Below are 4,590 nucleotides of genomic sequence, written 5' to 3' on the forward strand. Positions count from 1 at the left end.
GGACTATTTGGTCCATCATGGAGTGAGCTTCGTGCCGAGCGGGGTCCGGACTGACAGCGCCAAGGCCCGCGAACGCTGACTTAGCCACGCCCAGAAGCAAGCATGCGCCAACGGTGCTGGCGACCCGCACGCGCCATCGCATTTCGGGCGCCGGACCCGTCGTCGCGATCTCAGACCTTCGACAGGATTTCCATCGCCTTGTTGGCGTCGCCCAGCGAGTCGACCGCGATATAGGCCACGAACTGTTTGCCGAGCACGGAGGCCGAGAAGCCGCGAAGATTGATTTCTCCTGCAGCGAGCTTTTGCGTCAGTTCCGAGGCGATGCCCGGGCGGTCCGGACCCATGATCCGCACCGAGTGAAGGCTTTGTGTCACGTTGAAGCCCACCTGTGCCGCCGCACGGATTTCACGGTCGTTCTGCAGCGGCGTGACATAGACGACTCCCGTCGCTGACTTGTCCGGCGTCCGCCTCGCAATGATGAATTGCAGGTCGGCCCCCGCATCGCGCAGCGTATCCAGCACCTCGGCAAGRCCGCCGGGTCGGTCCTGGATGGTCGCTGCCCATACATCCGTACGTTCCACGAGAAGATCCATGATTGGTCCTCCATTTTCGCTGCTGACGTGTCAGTCAGAGGCTAGGCCATAACCGCCGGGTTGACAAGTTCTGGCACCGTGGTGTAGGTTTTTTGCTTGGATTTCGACCTGCCCGAAAAGGAGTCGCCGCCATGACTGAACACAGATCGCCTCGCCATCCCGCCAAGCAGCGGACAGTCGATGTCTCCGAGGCACAAATCGCGGTGCATTGGCCGGAAGAGGATTACGTCGCGCCCCCCAGCCGGTTCATCGCGCAGGCCAATTTGACCGACGCCGGCGTCTTCCAGCGTTTTGGCCTCGACAAATTCCCCGAGTGCTTCAAGGAATTCGCGGACCTTCTCGACTGGTATCAGTACTGGCAGACGACGCTCGACGCCAGCAACCCGCCGTTTTGGCGCTGGTTCGTCGGCGGCAGGATCAATGCTTGCCACAACTGCGTTGATCGTCACCTCGTCAAACACAAGAACAAGACCGCGATCCATTTCGTGCCCGAGCCGGAGAACGAGCAGGTACAGCACCTGACCTATCAAGAATTGTTCGTCCGCGTCAACGAGTTCGCGGCGCTGTTGCGCGACTTCTGCGGACTCAAGGCGGGCGACCGCGTGACCTTGCACATGCCGATGGCGGCGGAACTGCCGATCACCATGCTCGCCTGCGCGCGACTCGGCGTGATCCACTCGCAGGTGTTCAGCGGCTTCAGCGGCAAGGCTTGTGCCGACCGCATCTGGGATTCCGAGAGCCGCGTGCTGATCACGATGGACGCGTACTACCGCGCCGGCCATCTGATCGATCACAAGGAAAAGGCCGACATCGCGGTGAAGGAGGCCGCCAGCCTCGGCCAGCAGGTCGACCAGGTCCTGGTCTGGCAGCGCTACCCGGGCAAGACCTCGAGCGCCACACAGCTCGTCGAGGGGCGCGACGTCATCGTCAACGACCTGCTTGGCAGGTTCCGCGGCCAGCGCGTCGAGCCCGTGTCGATGCCGGCCGAGGCGCCGCTGTTCCTGATGTACACGAGCGGCACCACCGGGCGGCCGAAAGGCTGCCAACATTCGATCGGCGGCTACCTCGCCTACGTCACCTGGACATCCAAATACATCCAGGACATCCACCCCGAGGACGTGTATTGGTGCATGGCCGACATCGGCTGGATCACGGGCCATTCCTACATCGTCTACGGCCCGTTGGCGCTCGCCGCTTCAACGGTCGTGTACGAAGGCGTTCCGACCCATCCGGACGCCGGCCGGCCATGGCGCATCGCCGAACAGCTCGATGTCAATATCTTCCATACCTCGCCCACGGCAATCCGCGCGCTGCGGCGCGACGGACCCGATGAGCCGGCGAAATACCACCACCACTTCAAGCACATGACGACCGTTGGCGAGCCGATCGAGCCCGAGGTGTGGAAGTGGTACCACCGCATGGTCGGCAAGGGCGAAGCCGTCATCGTGGACACCTGGTGGCAGACCGAAACCGGCGGCTTCCTCTGCAGCACGGTGCCGGGCATCCACCAGATGAAACCCGGCAGCGCCGGGCCCGCGATTCCCGGCATTCATCCGGTGATCTACGACGATCGGGGCAAGGAGCTCGCCAGCGGTTCGGGCAAAGCCGGCAACATCTGCATCCGCAATCCCTGGCCGGGTGGCTTCCAGACGATCTGGAAGGACCCCGAGCGTTATGTGCGCCAGTACTACTCGCGCTATTGCAAGGACCCCAAGAGCAAAGACTGGCGCGACTGGCCCTACCTGACGGGCGACGGCGCGGTGCAGTCGGCCGACGGGTACTACCGCATCCTCGGTCGGATCGACGACGTGATCAACGTCGCCGGCCACCGCCTGGGCACCAAGGAAATCGAATCGGCAGCGCTGCTCGTGCCAGAGGTGGTCGAGGCGGCCGTGGTTCCGGTGGCCGACCCGGTCAAGGGCAAGGTGCCCGACCTGTATGTCGCGTTGAAGCTGGGGCTGGCGCCTTCCGCGGAGATCGCCGACCGGATCTCGGCATCGGTGGTGTCCGAGATCGGCGCCATTGCGCGTCCGCGCCGGGTGATCGTCGTTCCCGACATGCCCAAGACGCGCTCGGGAAAGATCATGCGCCGCGTGCTCGCAGCGATTTCGAACCGCCAGGATCCCGGCGATGTGTCCACCCTCGCCAATCCGGAGGTCGTCGACCGCATCAGGGAGTTGGCTCAATAGAAGCGTTTTGTCGCGCGCGAACAGGCCGGTGCATGGGTTGGCGCCTGCGGGGTACGCCTGGGCGAATGGCGCGGCGCGCTCGTGTGTGATGACTACTCGGGCTACCAGGCCCTGCGCGCCGGACAATTCACCCAGGGAACGGCTCTATTCCCCAAAACCAGGCCCGATCCGGGCCACTTCACCATTTGATCAAGCTGCACCGCAGCAAATGATCAACCCATCATCCGGGACAACCCGGAGCGGCCGGCCACCTCGCCGGTCGGGTCCATACAAATCAATCACTTAGCGGCGCTGGCACGCCCGTTGCCCTTAATGGCCGGGGCGGCGCTGTTGCTGCCCCGGATTTGATGGATTGAACAAGTGACCCTTTCGACGAGGCCGAACAGGCACAGCGGCAGTGCCAGCGCGATGACCGGGCAGCCGTGCTTCGTGCGTGTCACCGGCACGCGGGATGCGCGCTTCGTCGAGTTCGAGTTCGCCATCGGCGACCCCGAGCTCGCAGTCGAGCTGGTCATGCAGTTCGACCAGTTCCGCGAATTCTGCGAGCGCCACGAGGTGCGCCACCTGACGACCGAGGAGGGCGCCCGGCTCGACTTCGAGCGCATGAAGTGGCGCTACGGCGCGCCCGGCGTCGATCACTAGACCCCCAGCCCCTGACCCCCCGACCCCACCCAGAGGAGACATCCCGTGCAAGTCGACATCAAGACCACCGACATCCGGCCGATCCGGCAGACCTTCTCGCACGTGGCGCGGCGGCTCGGCGACAAGCCGGCCTCGCGCTACCAGGAAGCCACGCTGGACATGCAGCCGACGGCCAACTTCCACTACCGGCCGCTGTGGGCGCCCGAGTACGAGCTCTACGACAAGCGCCGCACCGCCATCGTCATGGCCGACTGGTACAGCTTCAAGGATCCGCGCCACTACTACTACGGCGTCTACACGATGACCCGTGCGCGGCAGCAGGAAGGGGCCGACCGCCAGTTCGAGTTCGCCGACAAGCGCCGGCTGCTGGCGCAGGCCGATGCGGGCACCCGCGAGTCGCTGCAGCAGGTGCTGGTGCCGCTGCGCCACTACGAGTGGGGCGCCAACATGAACCACAGCTACTGCTGCGGCTACGGCTACGGCACGGCGGTGACCCAGCCCTTCATCTTCGCCGCCATGGACCGGCTGGGCATCGCGCAGTACCTGTCGCGCATCGGCCTGCAGCTCGACGGCAACTCCGGCTCGGCGCTGGACGCCGGCAAGGAGGCCTGGCTCACGCATCCGGCCTGGCAGGGCGTCCGCCGCCTGATGGAGAACCTCTTCGTCACGCGCGACTGGTTCGAGGTCTTCGTGGCGCAGAACCTGGTCTTCGACGGCCTGCTGTATCCGCTGGTCTATCGCCGCTACGTGAACGAGCGCAGCGCTGCCACGGGCAATGCGCTGGGGATGCTCACCGAGTTCCAGAACGACTGGTTCGACGAGAACCTGCGCTGGGTCGATGCCACGGTCAAGACCGCGGCCGATGAATCGCCGGCCAACAAGGCGCAGCTCGCGAGCTGGTACCGCAGCTGGCGCGAGCAGATCGTCGATGCGCTCGCGCCGCTGGCGGCACTGGCACTGGGCGCTGCGGGCGCCGAGGCGCTGCGCGCCGTCGCCGCCGAACTCGACACCCGCGCCGCACGCCTCGGCATCGCCGCTTGAAGACCACCCAGGAGCCACGAATGACAAACGCCACCGCAGAGCTTTCCCGCCCGCCCGTCTTCATCGCGCTGCAGACCAGCGAGACCGCGCGCGCCATCGTCGAGGCCATCGTGGCCGACAACCCC

4 protein-coding genes are annotated in these 4,590 nt (G+C 65.3%); 3 read left to right on the top strand and 1 reads right to left on the bottom strand.

Annotated features, from left to right (window positions below):
- Positions 1 to 170: 170 nt before the first annotated feature.
- Complete coding sequence (locus AC1D2K_RS30325) at positions 171 to 593, bottom strand: ACT domain-containing protein (protein WP_478093595.1); 423 nt, start codon at positions 591 to 593, stop codon at positions 171 to 173.
- A 131-nt stretch (positions 594 to 724) separates the two neighbouring features.
- Here AC1D2K_RS30325 and acs point away from each other — a divergent pair, with 131 nt between their 5' ends.
- From acs to AC1D2K_RS30340, 3 genes are all read left to right on the top strand, one after another.
- Positions 725 to 2,782 carry an acetate--CoA ligase gene (gene acs, locus AC1D2K_RS30330; RefSeq protein ID WP_478093596.1) on the top strand — a complete coding sequence of 686 codons (2,058 nt, stop codon included), beginning with the start codon at positions 725 to 727 and terminating at the stop codon, positions 2,780 to 2,782.
- A 360-nt stretch (positions 2,783 to 3,142) separates the two neighbouring features.
- Positions 3,143 to 3,424, top strand: a complete 282-nt coding sequence (locus AC1D2K_RS30335) for a phenol hydroxylase subunit (RefSeq protein ID WP_478093598.1) — start codon at positions 3,143 to 3,145, stop codon at positions 3,422 to 3,424.
- A 45-nt stretch (positions 3,425 to 3,469) separates the two neighbouring features.
- Complete coding sequence (locus AC1D2K_RS30340; RefSeq protein WP_478093599.1) at positions 3,470 to 4,465, top strand: aromatic/alkene monooxygenase hydroxylase subunit beta; 996 nt, start codon at positions 3,470 to 3,472, stop codon at positions 4,463 to 4,465.
- The last annotated feature ends 125 nt before the right edge of the window (positions 4,466 to 4,590 follow it).

The organism is Variovorax sp. P1_H12_2, assembly GCF_056405335.1.

Coding starts and splice junctions, on each gene's coding strand:
- acs (WP_478093596.1), top strand. CDS start 725: ATGACTGAACACAGATCGCCTCGCCATCCCGCCAAGCAGCGGACAGTC.